Source organism: Nocardiopsis sp. NPDC057823 (assembly GCF_042797335.1).
In the GTDB taxonomy this organism is placed as follows: domain Bacteria; phylum Actinomycetota; class Actinomycetes; order Streptosporangiales; family Streptosporangiaceae; genus Nocardiopsis; species Nocardiopsis changdeensis.
In genome coordinates, this window is record NZ_JBHVLR010000005.1 from 27,882 (window position 1) to 49,280 (window position 21,399).

19 protein-coding genes are annotated in these 21,399 nt (G+C 73.7%); 8 read left to right on the forward strand and 11 right to left on the reverse strand.

Translation table 11 applies throughout. The features are described from left to right. Positions 1-101 precede the first annotated feature (101 nt). Positions 102-1,292 (reverse strand): MFS transporter, encoded by a 1,191-nt coding sequence (locus ACFVNO_RS10685; protein ID WP_355260345.1) that lies wholly within the window; start codon positions 1,290-1,292, stop codon positions 102-104. Between the two features lie 65 nt (positions 1,293-1,357). On the opposite strand from ACFVNO_RS10685, the gene ACFVNO_RS10690 reads away from it, so the two are divergent. After that, positions 1,358-1,735 carry a MerR family transcriptional regulator gene (locus tag ACFVNO_RS10690; RefSeq protein ID WP_355260348.1) on the forward strand — a complete coding sequence of 126 codons (378 nt, stop codon included), beginning with the start codon at positions 1,358-1,360 and terminating at the stop codon, positions 1,733-1,735. A 55-nt stretch (positions 1,736-1,790) separates the two neighbouring features. On the opposite strand, the gene ACFVNO_RS10695 is transcribed toward ACFVNO_RS10690, so the two are convergent. From ACFVNO_RS10695 to pdhA, 3 genes are read right to left on the reverse strand one after another with little or no spacing between them, the layout of a single operon-like run. Next, positions 1,791-3,191 (reverse strand): dihydrolipoamide acetyltransferase family protein, encoded by a 1,401-nt coding sequence (locus ACFVNO_RS10695; protein WP_355260351.1) that lies wholly within the window; start codon positions 3,189-3,191, stop codon positions 1,791-1,793. After that, entirely contained in the window at positions 3,188-4,186 is a 999-nt protein-coding gene (locus tag ACFVNO_RS10700) for an alpha-ketoacid dehydrogenase subunit beta (RefSeq protein WP_220564042.1), read from the reverse strand. Before ACFVNO_RS10700 ends, ACFVNO_RS10695 begins: the two co-directional genes overlap by 4 nt. Positions 4,187-4,189: 3 nt before the next feature. After that, the gene (gene pdhA, locus ACFVNO_RS10705) at positions 4,190-5,275 is read right to left on the reverse strand and encodes a pyruvate dehydrogenase (acetyl-transferring) E1 component subunit alpha (RefSeq protein ID WP_355260353.1); all 1,086 of its coding nucleotides are present in this window, start codon (positions 5,273-5,275) and stop codon (positions 4,190-4,192) included. Positions 5,276-5,585: 310 nt separating this feature from the next. Between pdhA and ACFVNO_RS10710 the strand changes: the two genes are divergently transcribed. After that, positions 5,586-6,083, forward strand: a complete 498-nt coding sequence (locus ACFVNO_RS10710) for a phosphoribosyltransferase (protein ID WP_220564040.1) — start codon at positions 5,586-5,588, stop codon at positions 6,081-6,083. Positions 6,084-6,356: 273 nt separating this feature from the next. Here the strand turns inward: ACFVNO_RS10710 and ACFVNO_RS10715 are convergent, their stop codons facing one another. The 5 genes from ACFVNO_RS10715 to ACFVNO_RS10735 form a co-directional block, all read right to left on the reverse strand. Beyond that, entirely contained in the window at positions 6,357-8,120 is a 1,764-nt protein-coding gene (locus ACFVNO_RS10715; RefSeq protein ID WP_378891465.1) for a hypothetical protein, read from the reverse strand. A gap of 52 nt (positions 8,121-8,172) precedes the next feature. Beyond that, entirely contained in the window at positions 8,173-9,882 is a 1,710-nt protein-coding gene (locus ACFVNO_RS10720) for a hypothetical protein (RefSeq protein ID WP_378891468.1), read from the reverse strand. 214 nt (positions 9,883-10,096) lie between these two features. Then, a complete protein-coding gene (locus tag ACFVNO_RS10725; RefSeq protein ID WP_220564038.1) occupies positions 10,097-10,675 on the reverse strand; it encodes a DUF1349 domain-containing protein in 579 nt (192 codons plus the stop codon). A 143-nt stretch (positions 10,676-10,818) separates the two neighbouring features. Continuing rightward, the gene (locus tag ACFVNO_RS10730; protein ID WP_355260363.1) at positions 10,819-12,177 is read right to left on the reverse strand and encodes an MFS transporter; all 1,359 of its coding nucleotides are present in this window, start codon (positions 12,175-12,177) and stop codon (positions 10,819-10,821) included. 259 nt (positions 12,178-12,436) lie between these two features. Continuing rightward, positions 12,437-12,577, reverse strand: coding sequence for a hypothetical protein (locus ACFVNO_RS10735; protein WP_378891473.1), 141 nt, complete (start codon positions 12,575-12,577; stop codon positions 12,437-12,439). Between the two features lie 194 nt (positions 12,578-12,771). Here ACFVNO_RS10735 and ACFVNO_RS10740 point away from each other — a divergent pair, with 194 nt between their 5' ends. The 3 genes from ACFVNO_RS10740 to ACFVNO_RS10750 all read left to right on the forward strand — a co-directional run bounded on the left by ACFVNO_RS10740 (position 12,772) and on the right by ACFVNO_RS10750 (position 14,502). Then, on the forward strand, positions 12,772-13,218 hold the full coding sequence (locus tag ACFVNO_RS10740) for a MarR family winged helix-turn-helix transcriptional regulator (protein ID WP_378891476.1): 447 nt from the start codon (positions 12,772-12,774) through the stop codon (positions 13,216-13,218). 81 nt (positions 13,219-13,299) lie between these two features. Continuing rightward, positions 13,300-13,767 carry a hypothetical protein gene (locus ACFVNO_RS10745; protein ID WP_355260372.1) on the forward strand — a complete coding sequence of 156 codons (468 nt, stop codon included), beginning with the start codon at positions 13,300-13,302 and terminating at the stop codon, positions 13,765-13,767. A gap of 240 nt (positions 13,768-14,007) precedes the next feature. Then, positions 14,008-14,502 (forward strand): FBP domain-containing protein, encoded by a 495-nt coding sequence (locus ACFVNO_RS10750; RefSeq protein WP_220564033.1) that lies wholly within the window; start codon positions 14,008-14,010, stop codon positions 14,500-14,502. A 100-nt stretch (positions 14,503-14,602) separates the two neighbouring features. Here ACFVNO_RS10750 and ACFVNO_RS10755 read toward each other — a convergent pair whose 3' ends face one another. After that, positions 14,603-15,937, reverse strand: a complete 1,335-nt coding sequence (locus ACFVNO_RS10755; protein ID WP_378891481.1) for an MFS transporter — start codon at positions 15,935-15,937, stop codon at positions 14,603-14,605. A gap of 103 nt (positions 15,938-16,040) precedes the next feature. Next, on the reverse strand, positions 16,041-16,640 hold the full coding sequence (locus ACFVNO_RS10760; protein WP_220564031.1) for a TetR/AcrR family transcriptional regulator: 600 nt from the start codon (positions 16,638-16,640) through the stop codon (positions 16,041-16,043). A 91-nt stretch (positions 16,641-16,731) separates the two neighbouring features. Between ACFVNO_RS10760 and ACFVNO_RS10765 the strand changes: the two genes are divergently transcribed. Genes ACFVNO_RS10765 through ACFVNO_RS10775 form a run of 3 tightly spaced genes read left to right on the forward strand, consistent with a single transcriptional unit; the run spans position 16,732 to position 21,294 of the window. Next, positions 16,732-18,279 carry an AMP-binding protein gene (locus tag ACFVNO_RS10765; protein WP_378891485.1) on the forward strand — a complete coding sequence of 516 codons (1,548 nt, stop codon included), beginning with the start codon at positions 16,732-16,734 and terminating at the stop codon, positions 18,277-18,279. 7 nt (positions 18,280-18,286) lie between these two features. Further along, positions 18,287-19,477, forward strand: a complete 1,191-nt coding sequence (locus tag ACFVNO_RS10770) for an acyl-CoA dehydrogenase family protein (protein WP_220564029.1) — start codon at positions 18,287-18,289, stop codon at positions 19,475-19,477. Then, entirely contained in the window at positions 19,474-21,294 is a 1,821-nt protein-coding gene (locus ACFVNO_RS10775) for an alkyl/aryl-sulfatase (protein ID WP_378891489.1), read from the forward strand. Before ACFVNO_RS10770 ends, ACFVNO_RS10775 begins: the two co-directional genes overlap by 4 nt. The last annotated feature ends 105 nt before the right edge of the window (positions 21,295-21,399 follow it).

Consider the following 21,399-nt stretch of genomic DNA (forward strand, 5'->3'; position numbering starts at 1 on the left):
CCTGGGGTTGGGTGGGGGGGTGGGGGTGGGGGGGGGGGGGGGGTTGGGGGGGGGGGGGGGGGGGGGGCCCGGGGGGGGGGGGGGGGGGGCCACCGCCGCGTTCAGACCCGGGAGGCGGGGAAGGCCCTGCGGGACAGCGGGACCAGCAGCAGCACCGGGACGAGCAGGGCGAGCACGCCCCAGGGCAGCGCTCCGGCGCCCACCCCCGCGAGCAGCGCCCCGCCCGCCGCGCCGCCCCCGGCCATGGCGACGTTCCACAGGGTGACGTACACGGACTGGGCGGTGACGGCCGCCGCCCCGCCGACGTCGGCGACCGCGGTCTGAAGCAGGGTCGGCACCCCGCCCCACCCGAGCCCCCACAGGGCGGCCGCGACCAGGGCCATGCCCGGTAGGCCGGCGGCCAGCGCCAGGAGGACGGCCGCCGCGCCGATGAGCAGGACCGCGCCGACGGCCAGGGCCCGCAGCCTCCGGTCGATAAGGGCGCCCACGATCCAGACGCCGGCCACGGAGGCCGCCCCGAACACCAGGAGGACCAGGTCCACGCCGCCGCCGCGCCCCGCGTTCGCGAGGACCGGGGCGATGTAGGTGTAGAGGACGGTGTGGGCGGTCACCAGCAGGAGGGTGACGGCCAGCAGCGGCAGCAGGCCGGGCAGGGCGAACACCCTGGCGAACGGCACCCGTTCCGCCCGGGGCTGCCCCGGGCGGTCCGGTACGGCCGCCAGGATCCACCCGGCCAGGACGAGGGCGATCCCGGTGATGACCAGGAACACCGAGCGCCAGCCGACCATGTCCCCGAGGAAGGCGCCGGCGGGCACCCCCAGGGACAGGGCGAGCGGGATGCCGATCAGGACGATGGCGATCGCCCGGCCCTGGTGGTGTTCCGGCACCAGGGAACGGGCGTAGCCGACGAGCATCGCCCAGGCGAGCCCCGCGGCGATCCCGGCGGCGAACCGGGCTGCCAGGGTGAGCAGGTGGTCGGAGGAGAGGGCGGTGACGGTGTTGGCCACGGCGAACAGTGCCACGGTCCCCAGCAGCAGGGGGCGGCGTCGCACTCCGGCGGTGACCGCGGCGAGCGGGATCACGGTGAGCGCGGTACCGGCGGCGTAGGCCGTCACGGCCTGCCCCATGGTGGACTCGCCCACTCCGAGGTCGGCGCTCATGGCGGGCAGCAGCCCGGCGGGCACCAGCTCGGTGAGGACGACCAGGAGGGCGACGGCGGCGAGGGCGAGCAGGGCGGCCCACGGAAGCCGGGCCGCCCGTTCGGGGATAACCCCTTGTGCGGTGGTGGTCATGACCGCCATGCTCAAACCCTCACATCTATGTGAAGGTCAACGGGGCGACCGGTGAGGTGGGCCACATGCGGATCGGGGAGCTGGCGGAGCGGACCGAGACCTCGCGCCGGCTGCTGCGCTACTACGAGGAGCAGGGGCTGATCGTGTCCCGGCGCCTGGAGAACGGCTACCGGGACTACGACGAGGACACCGTGGACCGGGTGCTCCAGATCCGGGGGCTGCTCGACGCCGGCCTGCCCACCAAGATCATCAGGCAGATGTTGCCCTGTCTGGACCGGCCCCGCTCGATCCTGATCTCCGACGTCTCCCCGCAGATGATCGCCACCCTGCGCGGTGAACTCTCGCGCATGGACCGGCGCATCCGCTGCCTGGAGCAGAACCGCAGGGCCATCGCCGAGTACCTGAAGGCGGTGCTCCCCGGGGACCCGGAGCCCGCCGCCTGACGACGGGAGCGCCCCGGGGGTGCCGACTCCCCCCGGGGCGCTGTCGTGGGACCCGCTACAGGCGGGCGATGGCCGCGGCGGGGTCCTCGATGGCGTCGGCGACGACCCGCATGAACCCGGCCGCCGCGCCGCCGTCGCACACCCGGTGGTCGAACGCGAACGACAGCTGGGTGACCTTGCGGACGGTCAGCTCGCCGTCCACCACCCACGGGCGGTCGATGATCCGGCCGATGCCGAGGATGGCCACCTGCGGGTGGTTGATGATGGCGGCGCTTCCGTCGACCCGCAGCGAACCGTAGTTGTTGAGGGTGAAGGTGCCGCCGGTCATCTCGGCCGGGGTCGCCCGGCCCGCGCGGGCGGCGGCGGTGAGCCGCTTGATCTCGGTGTCCAGCTCGGCGGTGGTGAGCCGGTGCGCGCCGAGCACGGCCGGCGCGACCAGGCCGCGGTCGGTCTGCACGGCCAGGCCCAGGTTGATCCCGTCGTACTGGACCAGCTCGCCGCGCTCGGTGTCCACCAGCCCGTTGAGCTCGGGGTGGGCGCGCAGTCCGGCCACGGTGAACCGGGCGACGTAGGACAGCAGCCCCGGGCCGTCCGGGTGGGCGGCGCGCAGGCGGACCAGCTCGGTGGCGTCGACGTCCACCCACACGGTGGCCTCGGGGATCTCGCTCCTGCTGCGCGAGAGGGCGGCGGCGACGCTCTTGCGGAACCCGCTCATGGGCACCCTGGCGGACTCGGCCAGCCCGGTGCGCGGGTCCACGGCGCCCGCAGGGACCGGTGCCGGAGCCGGTGCCGGGGCCGCCTCGGCGGCGGGCGCGGCGATCGGGGACCGGGCGGCCTCGATGGCGGCGAGCACGTCGCGGCGGGTGATGAGCCCGTCCTGGCCGCTGCCCTCGATGTCGGCGACGCGCAGCCCGGCCTCGCGGGCGAGCCGTCTCACCAGCGGCGAGGTCACCAGCGGGACGCGGCGCGCGGGCGGGGACTCGGGCGCGACCGGGGCCGCGGGCGCGGCGGTGGGCGCCGCAACGGCCCCGCGGGGCCGGCGGCGGCGCCCCCGGGCCCCCGCCTCCGGGGTGCCGTAGCCGATGAGGACGTTGCCCGAGCCGCTCCCGGCGCGCTCCTCCTCTCGGTACCGCTCACCGGCCGCGGACACCGCGGCCGGCTCCGGCACGGAGGGCGCGGGGGCGGCGGGCGCGGAGGGGGCCGCCGGGGCCGCCGCCTCGTCGGCGACGCTGATCAGCGCGGAGCCCACCGCCAGCACCTCGCCCTCGGCGCCGTGCAGCGCGTGCACCACCCCGCCGTAGGGGGTGGGCACCTCCACGATCGACTTCGCGGTCTCCACCTCGGCGATCGGCTGGTCGATGGCGACGGTGTCGCCCACCGCGACCAGCCACTTGACCACCTCGGCCTCGGTGAGGCCCTCGCCCAGGTCGGGCAGTTCGAAGGTGCGGATCGTCACTGGTCGTCCTCCCACTGAAGGTCGTCCACCGCGTCGAGGATGCGGTCGACGCTCGGCAGCTGGTGGCGCTCCAGCTTGGGCGGCGGGAACGGGATGTCGAACCCGGTGACCCGGCGCACCGGGGCGGCCAGGGAGTGGAAGCAGCGCTCGGTCACCCGGGCGACGATCTCCGAGGCGACGCTGGCGAACCCGCTGGCCTCGGCGATCACGACGGCCCGGCCCGTGGAGCGCACCGCGGCGCACACGGTCTCGTCGTCGAAGGGGACGATGGAGCGCAGGTCCACCACCTGGAGGCTGCGGCCCTCCTGGGCCGCGGCCTCGGCGGCCTCCAGCGCGGTGGGCACCGAGGGCCCGTAGGCGATGAGGGTGGCGTCGGTGCCGGGGCGGCACACCACCGCGGTGCCGATGCCCGGACGCGAGCCGTCGCCCGGGTCGAACTCCTCCTTGGCCCAGTAGAGCTTCTTGGGCTCCATGAACACGACGGGGTCGTCGGAGGCGATGGCCTCGCGCAGCAGGTGGTAGGCGTCCGCGGGGGTGGCCGGGGTGACCACCTTCAGGCCGGGGGTGTGGGCGTAGTACGCCTCGGAGGAGTCGCAGTGGTGCTCCACGCCGCCGATGCCGCCCGCGTAGGGCACCCGGATGACGATGGGCAGGGAGACCCGGCCGCGGGTGCGGTTGCGCAGCTTGGCGATGTGGCTGACGATCTGCTCGAACGCCGGGTAGGCGAACGCGTCGAACTGCATCTCGATGACGGGGCGCATCCCGTTCATCGCCATGCCCACGGCCAGGCCCGCGATGCCGGACTCGGCGAGCGGGGTGTCGAAGCAGCGGTCCTCGCCGAACTCGGCGGTGAGGCCGTCGGTGATGCGGAAGACGCCGCCGAGGGGGCCGACGTCCTCGCCGAAGACGTACACGGTCTCGTCCTCGGCCATGGCGTCGCGCAGCGCCCGGTTGAGGGCCTGGGCCATGGTGAGCTTGGTGGGGTCGGTCGCCATGGGTCAGTCGCTCTCTCTGCTCAGTTCGTCGGCCAGGACGGCGGCCTGCTCCCTCAGCTGCGGGGTGGGCTCGGCGTACACGTGGGCGAACAGTTCGGAGGGGTGGGGGTCGTCGTCCCGGGAGATGCCCTCGCGCATGGCGGCGGCGACGGCCTCGGCCCGCTCGGTGATCTCGTCCCGGCGCGCCTTGGTGAGCACGCGCTTGCGCTTGAGCAGCGCCTCCAGCCGCGTCAGCGGGTCGCGGGCGACCCACGGACCGACCTCGTCGCTGTCGCGGTAGCGGGTGTCGTCGTCGGCGTTGGTGTGCGCCTGCATGCGGTAGGTGTGCGCCTCGACCAGCTGCGGGCCCGCGCCGGAGCGGGCGGCCGCGACGGCGGCGTCCAGCACGGCCAGCACGGCGGCGGTGTCGTTGCCGTCGACGCGTTCGCCGTTGACCCCGTAGCCGATGCCCTTGTGGGCGAGGGAGGGCGCGGCGGTCTGCCGGGCGAGGGGGACGGAGATGGCGTACTCGTTGTTCTGGACGAAGAACACGACGGGGGCCTTGAGCACGGCGGCGAAGTTCAGTGCCTCGTGGAAGTCGCCCTCGCTGGTGGCGCCGTCGCCGCACAGGGCCATCACGACGGTGTCCTCACCGCGCAGGCGGGCGGCGTGGGCGACGCCGACGGCGTGCAGCAGCTGGGTGGCGAGCGGGGTGGCCTGCGGGGCGACCCGGTGCTCGTAGGGGTCGTACCCGGCGTGCCAGTCGCCCTTGAGGAGGGTGAGCACCTCGACGGGGTCGACGCCGCGGGTGACGACGGCGACGGTGTCCCGGTAGGTGGGGAAGAGCCAGTCGTTCTCGCCCAGCACGAGGGAGGCGCCGACCTGGCAGGCCTCCTGGCCGTGCGAGGAGGGGTAGACCGCCAGGCGGCCCTGGCGGACCAGTGCGCCGGCCTGGTCGTTGACGCGACGGCCGACCACCAGGGCGGTGTACGCGGCGAGGAGACGCCCGTTGTCGGGGAAGGGGAGGGTCGGGTTCTCGACCGGCCTCCCCGACTCATCGAGCAGCTGCACCGGCTGCTCGGAGGGGAGCAGGTCCCGGTCGTCGGCCATGCCTCTGCCTCCATATGTCGAGAGTCGGATGTGTCGAAGGTGACGTGTACAGACATATGGTGAGGTTTCTTGCCATCTGTTCGCCATAGGCGTGCCGAAGTCGAGAAAACGTCGTAGATGACATCGGCTTTCGTGACCGTTCGTCCAGATATGTGACCCGGGGCACGTCCCCGGATGGACATGTGGCCGACACTCCCGGTCACCCCCGCGCGCCCGCCCACCTGCCGGAACGCCGCGCCCCCGGAGCCCCGGGCCGGGACGGGGTCCTAGCATGCGTGGCAGGGTGTGACACGAGAGGAACGAGGTACCGGTGAGCGACGACCGCGAGACACTCACGTACGAGCTGTTCGGCACCGCGATGCGGGAGCTGGCGCAGGAGATCGCCGACGACGGCTTCGAGCCCGACATCATCCTGTCCATCGCGCGCGGCGGACTGTTCGTGGCGGGCGGCCTCGGCTACGCCCTCGGCGTCAAGAACCTCCACGTCATGAACGTGGAGTTCTACACGGGCGTGGGCACGACCCTGGACATGCCGGTCATGCTGCCGCCCGTCCCCAACGTGGTGGACCTGAGCGACAAGAGGGTCCTGGTCGCCGACGACGTCGCCGACACCGGCAAGACCCTCAAGCTCGTCCACGACTTCTGCGCCGAGCACGTCGCCGAGGTGCGCAGCGCGGTCATCTACCAGAAGTCCCATTCGCTGATCGACTGCGAGTACGTGTGGAAGCGCACCGACCAGTGGATCGACTTCCCTTGGTCGGTGCTGCCCCCGGTGGTCTCCCGCGAGGGCCAGGTCCTCGACTCCTGAGACGTTTTCAGCGGATGTTCCCGTGCTCCTTCGGCGCTTGCGCCGAAGGAGCACGGGCGGCCTACGGGCGATCCCTCGCAAGACGGCGGGCGCAGGCCGGTCCGGGGCCGTCCGAGCGGAAGCGGCGCCGCGAGAGGCGGCCCAGGGGTCGCGAGGCGGAATGTTCCGCCGGACACGCCCCGGGACCGGGGCTGCGCGGGTGGGCGGCAGGTCCGTCATGCCCCCGCGCTCGGGAGGTCCGGGATCCGGGGCCCGGACGGCGGCCACCGGTGCTCACTCCGGTGACCTCACCGGGGCGGCACCGGCCTCCGGCCGGAGGCGTCCCCCGACCCCGCCCGTCAGCGGCAGCACGGCGGGACCGCCCATCACCCGCAGCCGGAGGGTCCCGGGCTCCCCGCCCCGGCCGCGGCGCACCCAGTGCGGGGTCCGCCCGGGGTTCCCGGTGACGAAGAGATCGACGGCGTCCTCCACCGGCCATCCGCCGGCGAGGCCGGTCAGCGACGGGGCCCGGACCCTGCGCACGGCGGTGACCGACGACAGGGGCACGACGGTGCGCACCCCGGACCGCCACAGGCACCGGTTCCGGACGAGCTCGACGGCGTCGTCCGTGATGAGGATGCCGGAACCGGCGGCGGCCTCCGGCAGCCGCCACAGCGCCCAGGCGGCCAGGAGCACGGAGGGCAGGACGACGAAGAGGAGCATCCGAGGCTCGGCGAAGAGGTCGAACCCCAGGGTCACGGCCATGAGCACCGTGATCAGGAAGAACCCGAGGGCGCCGACGGCCCGCTGGAGTCCGCGCCGGGGGAGTTCCACCCAGACGTCCGTACGGGGCGGAACGGCCCCGGGTCCGGGCACCGGTGCGGAGGCCGGGACGGGGCGCAGGCGTTCGGCGAGGTGGAGGATCTCGGAGGCCGCGCGGGCGTCCGCCGGGGCGAGCACCAGCCGGGGCGTGTCGGTGACGGTCCCCCATCCCGGCGTCCCGGCGGGGACGTACCGCGCCCAGCGGGGGAGGGGGCTCTCGGGAGCGGGCCCGGTGGCGTGCACTTCCAGCACCGGAAGCCGCGCGCTGCCCGTGCCGGTCCCGCGCGGACGCTCGTGCCGTGTCAGGGCGTGCACCTCCTCCCAGGGCACGAAGTGGCGGGTGCCCCGGAGGAACGGTCCCGGGCCGCGGCGCACCGACAGGCCCCGGGCGTCCAGGCGGACCCCCTGCGGGGCCCAGAACCGGGGCCCCACCGCGAGGGCGCCGAGCACGGCGGCCCCGGCCGCCCCGGCCGGCACGGCGAGGAAGGGGTCCCCGGAGTCGTACCAGGACCACCCCAGCACACCGGTGAGGAACAGGGCGGGCAGGAACCCTGCGACCGCCCACCCCAGGACCCGCATCCCGCGGAAGGAGAACCACCGGCCGTCGGCGGCGGGAGGCGGGGCTGCCGCGGGGGCCACCGCGGCCCGGTACCCGGCGACGGTCCGCGGCAGGTCCCGGGCGACGTCCTCGGGCAGTTGGAGGAAGACGCGGTAGGCGTCCGATACGGGTTCGCCCTCGGGGGGCTCCGCGCCGGGCGCGACGACGTGCGCCCACTGCGGCGGCGCGGCGTCGGCCGCGCCGTCCAGGTGCAGCACCGAACCGGCGAACCCGCGCCTCGCCTCCGGGTTCGCGGGCTCGCCCACTCCGGCCAGTCCGCCCCAGGGGATGTGCAGGCTCCGCTCCCGTGACCAGCCGGACCGTTCCTGGTACAGCGTCAGCCCGCCGGGGTCGAGGCGGATGCCCTGCCGGGCCAGGAAGGCCGGGGCACGGACGAGCAGGAAGACCAGCACCCCGGCGGCGCCGAACGCGAAGACCCCGAGCAGGAGCGCGGCGATACCGGTGACGACGCCGAGGACTCCGGCGAACGCCGGGTCGAGGTGCCGGTCGATCAGCGGGCGGACGTACACCATCAGGCCCGCGCATCCCGCAGCGCTCACCGTGAGCAGGATCAGGACGGCGGCGAGGGCGCGGGGGAGGGACCTCCGGGAGGCGGCGGTCAGGTCGATGGTCTGCACCCGGCAAGTGAAGCAAACGCACGCGTCGGCCTGCCAGCCCCGCCCCGGCCGGTCAGGACGCGGCGATGCGCAGCCGCTCGGCCAGCCACAGCGGGACGTTCACCGAGGACCGGGGGAAGTACCGCAGGTCGAGGGCGTGGTCGAAGGCGGTCGGCGGCAGGGAGAAGGCGGGCTCGCCGTCCCGGTCGTAGGAGACCCGCCACCCGGAGGACGGCCCCACGACGATGTCGACCGTGAACCAGGCGCCCCGCTCCTCGACGTAGGTGGCCGAGCGCAGCACCTCCAGTGCGGCGCGCAGGTCCCGGTCCACGGGCAGGTCGCGGTCGCCGTCGGGCCGGGCAGCGGTCAGGGTGCCGCCCGCGTACCCGGCCAGGGCGCGGTAGGTCAGGCGCAGCCGGGACCACTCCAGGCCCCGGGCCAGGCAGCGCATCCGGTCGGCGATGTCGTCGAGCAGGGCGACCCGGCGCGCGAGGGGGAGCCGCAGCGGCGGAACGCTGGGGCGGTCGGGCGGGCCCGGCCAGGGCGGGTCGTCGGCGGCGCGGTCGGACAGCAGGTCCGCCCAGGAGGGGCGGCGGGAGGGGGCCCGGCGGGCCATCTCGGCGCGCAGTCCGTCCACGTCGGCGGGCTCGCCGGTGGGGTGCGCGAATCCCAGCTCGCGGACGTCCTCGTCCACCGGCCCGGGCATCCACTCCGGCCAGTGGTCGTAGGCGCGTTCCAGGGTGGCGCCCTCGCGGGTGACGGTCAGGCGGGCGAAGAGCCACCGCCCGTCCGCGCCGCCCTCGTCCAGGCGCAGGCGCTCCAGGACCGCGTGCAGCCCGGGGCCGGCGGCGACGGGGACCAGGTCGTCGTGGAGGAGGCCGTGCGGGTGGGGGGCGCGGTAGAGGAGGACCCTGCGGTCGGCGTCGCCGAGCAGGTGGTCGCGGACCAGGGCCGCGGCCCGGGCCAGGGCCTCCTCGGCGCGGCCGTCCGGTTCGGCGTCCGCCGCCAGGGCGGTGACGGGGTCGCCGCGGCCGGGCAGTTCGCGGGCCGCGCGCATGGCGTCCCCGAGCAGCAGCATCAGGGAGCGCCCGCCGATGGCGGGGTGCGCGGCGGCGGGCCGGGAGCCGCCCGGCTCCATCTCCTCGGGCTCCCGCTCGCCGGTGAGCCCGAGTCGGCGGGCCAGCGCGAGCCCCGCGGCCGGGTCGGCGTCGTCGCGGGCGGCGTGGTCCAGGACCCCGGTGAGCGCGTCGGCGTCCAGGGTGCGCTCCCGGGCCCGGGCCGCCAGGTCGGCCACGGCCTTGCGGGCGGACACGGTGTCCGCGGGGTCGGCGGTGGCCAGGGCGGCGCGGACCACCCACTCGGTGAAGTCGTCCAGGTCGGCGCACCAGCCGACGGTGGCGGCCAGGCCGTCGTCCGCCCAGTCGTCGGGGTAGGCGGCGCGCGCCCACTCCCCGTCCCACCAGTAGGCGAAGTCGGGGCGGGGCCGCTCGGCCAGCCAGTCCCAGGGCAGCGTCTCGGGGGCGCCCTGGAAGGGGTCGATGGGCCGGGTCCGGGCCCGTTCCCCTGCGCTCTCGGGGTCCTGCCCGACGAGCAGGAACCCGCCGCCGGCCACCCGGGCCAGGCAGAAGCGGGATCCCAGGACCAACCGGAAGTGGACGGCGGCGGGTCCGGGGACGCACTCGGTCAGCCCGAGCCCGGCGCAGACGGACGCGTAGGCCCCGACCCGGGCCCACAGGACCTCGGGATGGGGCAGGTCGGAGGGCAGTCCTGGCTGGTGGAACACCGTGGCGCCTTTCCTGGGGGAGCCGTCCCGCACATTGTTCCCCACCGGGTACGGGGCGACCCCGTATTGTGCCGCCGTGTCACGGCCGGTGTTTCACGTGAAACACCGTCCGCCCGAGCGGTATGCCGGGACGGACGCGGCCCCGGCCCGTTCCGCGGGCGCCGGATGGGACGGACCGGCGCCCCTACCGCACCGGCCCGCCCCCGTCCCCGGGTCAGGCGTGGGTGTCCTCGGGGATCTCCGGGGTGATCGAGTAGTCCCGGAACACCGCGCGGAACCCCTCCCGCTGCGGCGAGCAGCACATGACCCCCACCCGGCAGGTCCCGCCCAGCGGCAGGTGGGCCAACCGCAGCAGCCGCCACGCGCCCCAGCCGTCGAGGTACTGGACGTTGACGGTCTCGCCGGTGCGGATCGCACGGATGGTCACCGGAGGAAAGGAGCCCCCGGTCCGGGGCAGGGAGACCACCGACCAGTCGGAGTGGCCGCGGGTGACCACGGCGCTGACGTTGAGCCCGCCGCCGACGAACTCGGTGCCGGTCTTGATCCAGTTCTCCTCGTCGGCGCGGAGCATCAGGCCGGCCTGGTCGTACTGCTCCAGGTAGTCGCCGTCGAACGTGACCTGGACGGTGAAGTCCCCGGTGGCCTCGGCGGACAGGAAGTGGCCGTCGTCGTGCACGAACCCGTAGTGGGTGTGCCGCCAGAAGTCCTTGCGGTCCCCGGTGGTCACGGTGAGGACGCCGTCCTCGACCGTCCAGGACGGGGGCTCGTTCATCCAGGCCATGTCGGTGAACACGGTGGCGCCTTTCGTTCAGGGGTGTGGGAGCGCTCCTGTGAACGTCGGTACGACCCTATGTCGACAAGGCGCCGTGGCGAGAGGGGGACAAGGCGAGGGGGAGGCACGGCGACAGGTCGCCGCGCCTCCCCCGGGCGAACGGGTCAGGCGGCCTTCTCGGCCGTGTCGGCCCCGTCGTCGTCGACGTGCAGGTCGACGCCCATCTTCTCCTTGACCAGCGAGACCCCCAGGAAGGAGACCGCGGCGGCGACGATCATGTAGACGCCGATGCTCCAGGAGACACCGGTGTTCTCCAGCAGCATCTGGGCGATCATCGGGGCGAAGGCGCCGCCCAGGATCGCGCCCAGGGCGTAGCCGATGGAGACGCCGGAGTAGCGGATCTCGGCCGGGAACATCTCGGCGTACAGCGCGGACTGGGGCCCGTAGCTCAGGCCCAGGGTGAGGCAGAAGACGAAGACGCCCACGAAGTACATGAGGACGTCGCCGGTGTCGACCAGGAACCACATCGGCACCGCCCAGGCGGCGAGCAGGACGTAGCCGATCTGGAAGGTGCGCACCCGGCCCCAGCGGTCGCTGACCCAGCCGCCGTACAGGGTGGAGATGAGCCAGCCGAAGGAGGCCAGGGTGGTGGCCAGCAGGACCGGCCCGCGCTCCATGCCCAGGGCGGTGGAGGCGTAGGTGGCCAGGAAGGCGATGACCAGGTAGCCGGCGGCGTTGTTGGCGAGGAAGATCAGCGCGGAGAGCACGACCTCGCGGGTGTTCTTGCGGAACAGGGTGCCCAGCGGGGCGGAGGACTTGGCGCGGCGCTTCTGCATCAGCTCGAAGACCGGGGACTCCTCCACGGACTTGCGGATGAGGTGGCCGATGATGATCAGCAGGAAGGACAGCAGGAACGGGATGCGCCAGCCCCAGGCGAGGAAGGCGTCCTGGCCGATGATCACGGTGATGAGCCAGACGACGAAGGTCGCCAGGATCATGCCGCAGGGGACGCCGATCTGCGGGTAGGCGCCGAAGAAGCCGCGCTTGTTCACCGGCGCGTGCTCCACGGACATCAGGGCCGCGCCGCCCCATTCGCCGCCGGCGGAGAAGCCCTGGAGGATGCGCAGGGTGATGAGCAGGATCGGGGCGGCGATACCGATCTGGGCGTAGGTCGGCAGCAGGCCGATGAGGCAGGTGGCGATGCCCATCATGACCAGCGTCGCGACGAGGACCTTCTTGCGGCCGAACCTGTCGCCCAGGTGGCCCGCCACGATGGCGCCCAGGGGGCGGAACAGGAAGGAGATGCCGATGGTCGCGAACGACAGGATCTGGGCGAGGCCGGGGTTGGACTGCTCCAGCGGTCCGAGGAACAGGGGCGCCAGGACGAGGCCGGCGGCCTGGGCGTAGATGAAGAAGTCGTACCACTCGATGGTGGTGCCGACCATGGTCCCGGCGAGGACCTTGCGCCGTTCCCTGCCATCCAGCGGGGCGGGTGCCGAGGCCGTGGCGTCGGATGTTGCCATTGCTGCTCCGTAATGTCTGCCGACCGGGGGTCGGTCACTGCCGGGGCCCGTGCCCGGCACCCGGGGACGGGGGGTACCGAATCGGCACAGGACGGTTGTGCCGAGACATAGGTCACGAGCCCTAGGACACTATGCCATGTGACCCACGGCATTATGAACAGCAGGGCGGAATCTTCCCTGATCAGGGCATGTGTACTGACCGAACGGTCGGTGAGTGTACGAACACCGTCCGACCATCGCCGCAGGCCGCGGGCCCGCGTCACCGCCCCCCGGGACAGGACCCGGAGAGCACGACGCGCAAACGCAGGCAGAGGCCGAGCAGGCGGAGCGGCAGGGAGAGCTCCAGCGGGCCGAGGCCGGACGGAAGGGGGCAGTGGGCACTGCACGGGGAATCGCTCATGGTCGGACTGTACCCCCTGGGGGTATGAAGGGAACGCGAGGGAACGCACGGAAGAGGGACTCGACACCCCCGTCCCCGGGCCCGGCCGCACGGCGGCACGTCCCCTTGTCGACACGCCGACAAGGGGACGAGGGGACACGTGGACGAGGAGACACAGGGGACGGCCCGGCCCTCCGATGGGGGACACTGGAACGGTGAGCACCGAGAACACCCGCCCCGGACCGCCCGCGCTGAGCGTCTCCGTCCTCGTGTTGACTCTGGCCCGCCGGGTGGAGGGCGAACTCGGCGCCGCGCTGGCCCCGCTCGACCTCACCGTCGCCCGCCTGGGCCTGCTCGGCCACATCGCCGGGGTGCCCGGCGTCTCGTTCAGCGACCTGGCCCGGATGTCGGGGATCACCGTGCAGAGCGCGCACTCGGGCGTGAAGGCCCTGGTCGCGGCGGGCCTGGTGCACGACCTCACCGCCCGGCCGGGGGCGGCGTCCAGTATCGAGGTGACCCGGCAGGGGCGCGAGCTGCTGGAGCGCGCGGGCCGGGAGATCACACGGGTGGACGAGGAGCTGTTCGGTCCGGACGCGGACCCGATCCAGCAGCAGGTCGGCGCGGCGTTCCGCGAGGCGTTCTCCTCCCTGCCTCGGGACTGAACCTCACCCCGCCTTCAGGGTGGCTGAAGCATGCCCTAAGCTTCAGGCAATCTGAAGGTTTTGTCACCGAGGAGCCCACCCATGGAAGACCTCCTGCTCTCGATCCACGTCCTGGCGGGCATCGTGTTCGTCGGCGGATCGGCGGTCGCCACCAGCCTGTTCCCCCGTTACGTCCCGGTCGCCGTCCCGGCGGGCGCCCCCGTCGAGGCCCCGGGGGACGGCGGCGGGCGCAGCCGCGATACGGCCCTCGCCCTGCACCGCATCACCCGCGTCTACGCGCTCATCGGCATCGTCGTGCCGGTGGTCGGCATCGCCCTGGCCCTGCTCCAGGGGCGGATGGCCGAGCTCTGGGTCAACGTCGCGATGGTCCTCACCGCGGCCGCGGGTGTGCTGCTGGCCTGGCAGATCCACCCCCGCCAGCGCGAGGCGCTGCGCGAGCCGGGGGAGAAGTCGGCGCTGGGGCGGCTGTCCATGTGGAGCGGGATCTACAACCTGCTGTGGGCGGTGGTGGTCGTGCTCATGATCGTCCGGCCGGGCTCCGCCGCCTGACCCGGTGTCCGGCGGCGGACACCGCCGGGCACCGCGGAGACGGCCCCCGGCGGGCACGGTTCGGCCGACGGAACCCTCCAGAGCGCACCCCGCGGGTGTTCGACCCGCAGGGGCCCGGGGCGGGTGCGCGCGGCCGCGCGCCGCGGGAGGGGAGGAGGCGGTGCGCTCGCCGTGCGGCCCCGGGACCAGCGGGAACAATACCGTTGCCCGGTCGCGAGGGTCGCTGTTAGCGTCGCAGGAATGATCCCCGTGACGGAGAACGAGATCCGCGGCTCGTTCATCAACTGCTCCAAGGGCGAGGCCAAGCGCCTCTCCCTCCCGCGGGACCTGGACTCCCGGCCGTGGGAGGACCTGGACTTCCTCGGCTGGCGCGACCCGATGGCGCACGAGCGCGCGTACCTGGTCGTCGAGCGCGGTGACGGTCCGGTGGGCGTGGCCTTCCGGCTCACCGGCTCGGAGACCGGGGCCCGGCGGGCCCTGTGCTCGGTGTGCGTGACCAGCCGCCAGGGTCCCGGCGTGGCGCTCATGGTGGCGCCGCGTGTGGGCAAGGCGGGACGCGAGGGGAACACGGTGGGGCTGCACATGTGCACCGACTTCGCCTGTTCGCTGTACGTGCGCGGGCTCAAGCAGCCCGAGCCGGGCGGGCGCTTCGCGGAGACGCTGACCGTGGAGGAGAAGGTGAAGCGGCTGGAGGAGAACCTGCACGGGTTCCTGGACCGGCTGACCCGGGGGTAGACGTGTCGGCGAACGGGCATGTCGACTCACCGACACGCCCGTCCGCCTTCGGGAAGGGCCGTGGGGCGCCCCTCCGCCGCCCCGGTCCCGGGGCGGCGGCTCACGCACCCCCGGTGCGGTCGGCCGCGTCCGGTGCGGGGACCGGCTCCCCGCCGCCGCGCGGCCGGCGCATACCGCCCTGGACCCGGGTGGCGGCGACCGCGAAGGCCGCGGTCGTCACCAGCGTGACGGTCGCCCACACCTGCCAGCCGCCCGCCGCCGACACGACCGGCGCCAGCAGGACCGCGCCGAGGATGAAGATGCGGCTCACGAAGTGGTTGAGGCCGAAGGCGACCCCCTGCACGTCCGGGTGCACCGACTCCTCCGCGTACTCCGAGAAACTCGCCATCCACGGCCCGAAGACGGTCCCGAGGGCCACCCCCAGGCCGGTCAGCAGCACGACGACGAGCCATGCCGGAGCGCCCGCGCCCGCGCTCATCGTCAGCACCAGCGCCCCCAGCAGCAGCGTGGCCGCCACCGCCCCGTAGACCAGGAACGGCTTGCGCATCTGGAGCCTGTCGGAGAACCGGGCGAAGGCCAGCGAGGCCAGCAGGTTGCTCGCCCAGAAGCACATCACGACCGCGGACGCCATGCGCACCGAGATCCCGAAGTGCTCGGCCACCATCGCCTGCCCGTAGGCGTTCATGGTGGCGAGCAGCACGTAGAGCAGCGACATCGCGGCCACGTGCGCCCAGACGACCCGGTGCCCCAGCAGCATCCGCAGCCGGTTCCCGGACGGCGCCGGGGCGCCCTCCCGGGTGGACCGCTCGCTGAGCCTGATGGTGCGCCGCAGCTCGGGGGACAGGTCGCGCAGGGTCAGGGCGACGATCGTGGCTCCGACGCAGGCCAGGCCCGCCATCAGGAAGATCTGCGAACGCCAGGAGTGGCCGAACAGGTCGAGCGTCAGCACCGCGACGGCCGCGGCGAAGAAGTTCGCCCCGACCGGCCCCCAGCTCCAGAACGCGAACGCCTGCGCCCGCCCCATCCGCGGCGTGAAGTCGCGGATCAGCGGCTGCGTCCCCGCCATCGCCACGCCCTCGACGAAGGCGAGCAGGATGCGCGCGGCGGTGAAGTGCACGACCGTCTGCGACATCGCCATGAACAGGCACGCCGCCGCGGACAGGAACATGAACGGCACCAGGATCCGCACCCGGCCGAACCGGTCCACCAGCTCTCCGCCCAGGTACCCGGACACCGCCCCGAAGAGCAGCGACGCCGCGGTGATCTGCCCGTAGGTCTGGAGGGACATGCCGATGTCGTCCAGCAGCAGGGGCAGGACCGGGGCGAGCTGCCCCTCGTAGGCGGAGATGAACAGCGCCAGGACGACGACGGCCAGCAGGAGGCGGCGGCGGGCTCCGGTGGGGTACTCGTGCAGGAGTCTTCGGTGCGAGGACACGGGACCGACCCTTCTCTAAATCCTGGACACCACGTCCAGGAATGGTCGAGGTGTCCAGAAGATAAGCACAGTGACCGGCGCCACACAACCCCCTGCGCCGCCCCTAGTCCGAGAAGGAGTCGAAACCCGAGGCCCAGTAGCGCCCGCGCCGGGACAGCTCGACCAGCGTCTCCACGACCTGTTCGGTGTCCGGCCGGGGGGCGGGCGACTCCAGCCACCACAGCAGCACCGCGACCTGCTCGCCGACCCAGGCGCGGGCGATGACGCGCAGGTCGACACGGGGGCGGGCACCCTGGGCCCGGACCCGCTCGGCGAAGATGCCGTAGGCCGTCGCGGTCCACGCGTCGGTCAGCGCCCGCAGCCCCCGCCCGTCGCCCTCCCCCCGCAGGATCAGGCGGTACACGTCCGGCTCCTCCGCCGCGTGGCGGAAGAGCTCGGCCACCGGCCGCCCGGTGAACCCGACCCCCTCGCGGTCCAGCGGCGCCATCCGTTCGCGCAGCTCGTCCAGGACGACCTCGACCACGTGGTCGTACAGCGCCTCCTTGTCCCGGAAGTGCGTGTAGAACGTCGCCCGCCCGACGTCCGCGGCGGCGGCGATGTGCTCCACCTTGACGCCGGCGTACCCGCGTTCGAGCACCTGGGAGACGAACGCCGCCCGCAGCGCGGCGCGTGTCCGGAGTATCCGGCGATCCTCATGTGTCATGGGGCCTTTCTAGCAACCCCTCGACCGCTGGACACATCCTGGACATTGTGTCTAGTATCTCGATGCTCGCTCATCGACCTCTGGAGGGCCCGTGAACCTCGGTACCTACCTCACCCGAAGCGCGACCCACTGGCCCGAGGCGGAGGCCCTGGTGTCGGGGGACCGGCGCTGGAGCTACCGCGTCCTGGAGGAGGACGCCAACCGGCTGGCCTCCGCGCTCCTGGCGCGCGGCTGCGTCCCCGGCACCGCGGTCGCCACGCTGGCGAACAACCGCGGGGAACTGGTCGTCGCCGAGATGGCGATCTGCAAGGCGGGGTGCCTGCGCGTGCCGATCAGCGCACGGCTGGCGGCGGCCGAGATCGAACACGTCCTGCTGGACGCGCGGGTGCGCCTGGTGTTCGTGGACGCGGCCAACCTCGACACCGTGCGCGCCATCGTCGCCGCCCGCGCCCCCGACTGCCTCGTCGTCTCCTTCGACGACGGCGACCCCGCCTACGCCTCCCTCCTGGCGGAGGGGGACCCGGCCCCTGTGGCCGTCGACCTCGACCTCGACGACCCGGCGGTGCTCAACTTCACCTCCGGCTCCACGGGCACGCTCAAGGCGGCCGTCCAGACGGTCGGCAACCGGCTGTCCAACATGCGCAAGCTGGCCATGAACCCGCAGGGGTCGGTGGGCCGGGACTCGGTCTACCTCGCCCCCGGCCCGATCACCCACGCCAGCGGCATGGGCATCCTGGGCTGCCTCTTCCGCGGCGCCGCCGTCGTCGTCCTGCCGAGCTTCGAGGTCGAGTCCTACCTCGACGTCCTCGAACGGGAGGGCGTCACCCACACCTTCCTGGTGCCGGTCATGCTCAACCTGGTGCTGGCCTCGCCGACGGCGCGCGACCGCGACCTCTCCCGCCTGCGCAGCGTCACGATCGGCGGCGCACCGGTGAGCCCGGCCCGCCTGCGCGACGCCGTCGGCCTCTTCGGCCCCGTGGTCAACCAGGGCTACGGACAGGGCGAGACCACGAGCGCCATCACCTTCCTCACCTCCGAGGACGTGGTGCGGGGGATCGAGTCAGACCCCGAACTCCTGCTCTCCTGCGGGCGCCCCGTCTTCGACACCGAGGTCCGCGTCGTGGACGACGCGGGCTCACCGCTCCCGGCCGGAGAGGTCGGGCAGATCGTGGCGCGCGGCCCCGACTGCGTGCGGGAGTACTTCCACGCCCCCGAGGCCACCGCGGAGACGTTCCGCGACGGCTGGGTGCACACCGGGGACCTCGGCTACCTGCGGCACGACGGCTACCTGTTCATCGTGGACCGCCAGAAGGACATGATCATCTCCGGCGGCTACAACGTCTACTGCACCGAGGTGGAGGCCGCCCTCTACGAGCACCCCGCCGTCTTCGAGGTCTGCGTGGTGGGCACGCCGGACGAGCGGTGGGGCGAGACGGTCAAGGCGTTCGTGGCGCTCCACCCGGGCCGGGAGGCCTCCGGCGACGAGCTGCGCGAGTTCTGCGCCACCCGGCTGTCCAGGGTCAAGCTGCCGCGGGTCGTCGAGTTCGTCCGACAGCTGCCGCGCAACCGCAACGGGAAGATCGACCGGCGCGCGCTCCGGCAGCGCGAGTGGGCCGGCGCCGAACGAAAGGTGGGGTGAGGGAACCATGGCCTTCTCACTGCGACCGACCTACGGGGACCGTCCGCACCTGGACGGGCTGGTCACCCGGCTCCGGGACTACCTGGACGGCGAACTCGCCGAATACGAGGCCGGCCTCGGCCTGGAGCACGAGACGCCGCTGGAGCGGTCCGTACTGGAGCCGGTGTGGCGGCGCAGCCGCGAGCTCGGCTTCTACGGCGTCCACCTGCCCGAGCACCTGGGCGGGCAGGGGCTGTCCTTCACCGAGCTGGCCGCCCTCAAGGAGGAGGTGGGCGCCTCCGGCCGCGTCCTGGCCACCAGCGTGCTGGGCGACATGGGCGGCCCGCTGCGCATCGGCGCGATCTTCGAGCACGCCACCGAGTACCAGATCGAGAAGTACCTGCTGCCGGTCGTGCGCGCCGAACGGGCCTGCTGCTTCTCCATGACCGAGGACGACGCCGGCTCCGACGTGCGGCGCATGCGGACCACCGCCACCCCGGTCCCGGGCGGCTACCGGATCACCGGCCACAAGGTGTTCAGCACCGGCGGCACCTTCGCGGACTTCTCGATCCTGGTCGCCCGGATGGACGGCGCCGAGGAGGTCTACTCCGCGTTCCTCGTGGACCTCAACTCGCCCGGCTGCCGCGTCACCCCCGGCCGGGTGCCCCTGTCCGGGCAGAACATCGAGAGCGACGTCGTCCTGGAGGACTGCTTCGTCCCCGCGGAGAACCTGCTCGGCGAGGAGGGCCAGGGGCTGCGGATCAGCCTGGGCCGGGTCACCGCCAACCGGCTGCTGCACTGCCCCACCGCCCTGGGCGCGGCGCGGCGCGCGCTCGGCCTGGCCCTCGACTTCGCCGCGACGCGCCGGGTCTCGGGCGGCCTCCTGTTGGAGAAGCAGGCGATCCAGCACACGCTCGCCGACATGGCCACCGACTACTACGCGGCCCGTTCGATGACCTACGACGCCCTCGCCGCGCTCGACGCGGGCGAGCGCCCCCGGATCGAGTCCTTCATGTGCAAGCTGTTCGTGGCCGAGCGCGCCTTCGAGATCGCCGACCGCGCGGTGCAGATGCACGGCAAGGCCGGGATGGTGCGCGGGGCGCCGGTGGAGGTGATCTGGCGGCAGCTGCGCATGTTCCGGGTGCTGACCGGGGCGTCGGAGATCCAGCGCAACGGCATCGTCCGCGACCTGGTGAAGTCCGTGGGGGGTGCGGCATGACGCGCCCCGGAGACCCCCTCCCCGCCGAGGACGGGCAGGACCTGCGCGACGCCGGACGCGGCTTCCTGGGGACGCTCGAACCCGCCGTGGTGACCGACGCCGCCGGCGGCACGGTCTACGACGCCGACGCGTACGCGTTCTTGGACGGGCCCGCGCCCGACACGGCCCACCCCGGCCTGTGGCGGCAGAGCGGGCTCACCGCGCGGCACGGCCTGTTCGAGGTCACCGAGGGCGTCTACCAGGTCCGCGGGTTCGACCTGGCCAACATGACCCTGGTGGAGGGCGCGACCGGGGTCGTCGTGATCGACACCCTGACCTCGGCGGAGACCGCCGCCGCGGCCCTGGCGCTCTACCGTTCGCACCGCGGCGACCGCCCGGTCACCGGCGTGATCCTCACCCACCCGCACGCGGACCACTTCGGGGGCGCGGCCGGAGTCCTCGCCGGGGCCGCACCCGGCGTCCCCGTGCTGGCGCCCGAGGGGTTCATGGAGCACGCGGTCTCCGAGAACGTCCAGGCCGGCCCCGCGATGGCCCGGCGGTCCGGCTTCATGTACGGCACCGCACTGGAGGCGGCACCCGACGGCCACCTGGGCTGCGGCCTGGGACAGCGGCTGTCCACCGGCACCATCGGCCTGGTCGAGCCCACGGACTCGGTCACCCGCACCGGCGAGGTGCGCGTGATCGACGGCGTCGAGATCGAGTTCCAGCTCACGCCGGGGACCGAGGCCCCGGCGGAGATGAACATGTACCTCCCCGCCCGGCGGGCGCTGTGCCTGGCCGAGAACGCCGTGCACACGATGCACAACATCCTCACCCTGCGGGGGGCCCGGGTCCGCGACGCCCGCCAGTGGGCGCGCTACCTCACGGAGGCCCTGCACCTCTTCGGCCACCGCACCGAGGTCGCCTTCGCCACCCACCACTGGCCCACCTGGGGCGCCGACCGGATCGAGGAGTTCCTGACCGGGCAGCGCGACCTGTACGCCTACATGCACGACCAGACCGTGCGCCTGATCAACCGGGGCCTGACCCCGCGGGAGATCGCCGAGCAGCTCACCCTGCCGCCCGCGCTGGAACGGCGGTGGGCCAACCGCGGGTACTACGGATCGCTGAGCCACAACGTCAAGGGCATCTACCAGCGCTACCTCGGCTGGTACGACGGCAACCCCGCCCACCTGTGGGAGCACCCGCCGGTCGAGGAGGCGAAACGCTGGATGCGCCTGCTCGGCGGAGTCGACGCGGCCCTCGCGCACGCGGACTCCCTGGTCGGGGAGGGCGACCTCCGCTTCGCCGCCACCCTGCTCGACCACGCGGTCTTCGCCGACCCCGGCCACGAGGGGGCGCGGCGCCGCCTGGCCGACGTCTACACCGCGCTCGGCCACGGCTGCGAGAACGCCACCTGGCGCAACGCCTACCTCACCGGGGCCCGCGAACTCCTCGGCGGCCCGGCCCCCCGCCGCCGCGGCGGCGGCCGCGGCATGCTGGCCGCGCTCGACGTCGGATCGCTGCTCGACTCCCTGGCCGTTCGGGTCGACGGGCCCGCCGCCTGGGACCTCGACCTGCGCGTGGACCTGCGGCTGACGGACCAGGACCGCGTCTGGCACGTGCGCCTGGCCAACGGCGTGCTGGTGCACCACCCCGGCGACGCCCCCGACCCGCGGGCCGACCTGGTGGTCACCACGACGAGGCGGGGGCTGGTCGGCCTCCTGGCGGGCCGGGGGCGGGGGGACGCCGGGTACGAGGGCGACCCCGGGGTGCTCCGCACGCTGTTGGGCGTTCTGGAGGCACCGGACCCGGAGTTCGGCGTGGTGGTGCCCTGAGGCGCGCTCCGGCGCGAACGGCGGCGTCCGCCCGCGGCGGGTGCCGCGGGCGGACGCGGACATGCGGGCATGTCGACAGGTCGTCATGCCCGCATGTCGGGGAGT

Bases quoted from the DNA above. Each gene is read 5' to 3' on its own strand.
- ACFVNO_RS10745 (WP_355260372.1), top strand. From the start codon at position 13,300: ATGGAAGACCTCCTGCTCTCGATCCACGTCCTGGCGGGCATCGTGTTC.
- ACFVNO_RS10770 (WP_220564029.1), top strand. From the start codon at position 18,287: ATGGCCTTCTCACTGCGACCGACCTACGGGGACCGTCCGCACCTGGAC.
- pdhA (WP_355260353.1), bottom strand. From the start codon at position 5,275: ATGGCCGACGACCGGGACCTGCTCCCCTCCGAGCAGCCGGTGCAGCTG.
- ACFVNO_RS10735 (WP_378891473.1), bottom strand. From the start codon at position 12,577: ATGAGCGATTCCCCGTGCAGTGCCCACTGCCCCCTTCCGTCCGGCCTC.
- ACFVNO_RS10760 (WP_220564031.1), bottom strand. From the start codon at position 16,640: ATGACACATGAGGATCGCCGGATACTCCGGACACGCGCCGCGCTGCGG.
- ACFVNO_RS10690 (WP_355260348.1), top strand. From the start codon at position 1,358: ATGCGGATCGGGGAGCTGGCGGAGCGGACCGAGACCTCGCGCCGGCTG.
- ACFVNO_RS10685 (WP_355260345.1), bottom strand. From the start codon at position 1,292: ATGACCACCACCGCACAAGGGGTTATCCCCGAACGGGCGGCCCGGCTT.
- ACFVNO_RS10775 (WP_378891489.1), top strand. From the start codon at position 19,474: ATGACGCGCCCCGGAGACCCCCTCCCCGCCGAGGACGGGCAGGACCTG.
- ACFVNO_RS10750 (WP_220564033.1), top strand. From the start codon at position 14,008: ATGATCCCCGTGACGGAGAACGAGATCCGCGGCTCGTTCATCAACTGC.
- ACFVNO_RS10700 (WP_220564042.1), bottom strand. From the start codon at position 4,186: ATGGCGACCGACCCCACCAAGCTCACCATGGCCCAGGCCCTCAACCGG.
- ACFVNO_RS10730 (WP_355260363.1), bottom strand. From the start codon at position 12,177: ATGGCAACATCCGACGCCACGGCCTCGGCACCCGCCCCGCTGGATGGC.